Here is a 948-nt window from a genome sequence, read left to right on the forward strand (position 1 = left end):
GGGCTCGGGCGCGGCCTGGCTGGTGTCGCGCTACGAGTTCCCGGGCCGGCGCTGGCTCGAGTGGCTGCTGCTGTTGCCGCTGGCGATCCCGGCCTACGTGGGCGCCTACGCGCTGGTGGATTTCCTGGAATACGCGGGGCCCGTGCAGAGCGCCCTGCGGCAGCTCTTCGGCTGGAAGACCGCACGCGACTACTGGTTCCCCGAGATCCGCTCGATGGGCGCTGCCATCATCGTGCTCGCCGCCGCGCTCTACCCCTATGTCTACCTGCTCGCCCGCAACGCCTTCCGCGAGCAGTCGGGTTCGTCCGAGGAGGTGGCGCAGTCGCTGGGCTCCGGGGCGATGGGCCGGTTCTGGCGGGTGGGCCTGCCGCTGGCACGGCCCGCCATCGCCGCGGGCATGGCGATCGTGATGATGGAATCGGTGAACGACTTCGGCACGGTCGACTATTTCGCGGTGCAGACCCTGACCACCGGCATCTTCTCGGTCTGGCTGCAGAGCAACAACGCAGGCGGCGCCGCGCAGATCGCCACCACGGTGCTCGCGCTGGTGATCCTGCTGGTGCTGCTCGAGAAGAGCTCGCGCCGGAAGATGCGCTTCTTCAACCTTTCGACCCGCTCGCGCCCGGTCACCCGCAAGGTGCTGCCCTCGCGCGGGGCATGGCTGGCGACGCTGGCCTGCCTCATCCCCTTCGCCATGGGCTTCCTGCTGCCGGGCGGGGTGATCCTCAAGCACGCGCTGCGCAACGCCGAGAACTGGGCCGACCCCCGGCTCTGGGAGGCTGGGCTGCACACTTTGGTGGTCTGCGGTCTGGCGGCGATCTTGACGGTGCTGGGCGCGGTCTTCCTCGTCTACGGCGTGCGCCTCTCCGGGCACCAGCTGCCGCGGCTGCTGTTGCCGGTGACGACCATCGGCTACGCGGCGCCGGGAGCGGTACTGGGCGTCGGCAT

The 948-nt window shown here is 70.0% G+C and carries 1 protein-coding gene; it reads left to right on the forward strand.

Going from position 1 to position 948, the window contains the following annotated elements:
- A partial coding sequence (locus HC022_RS27550; RefSeq protein WP_167454494.1) for an iron ABC transporter permease occupies window positions 1-948 on the forward strand: 948 nt, incomplete at both ends.

The organism is Salipiger sp. HF18, from assembly GCF_011806505.1.
Taxonomy (GTDB): domain Bacteria; phylum Pseudomonadota; class Alphaproteobacteria; order Rhodobacterales; family Rhodobacteraceae; genus Salipiger; species Salipiger thiooxidans.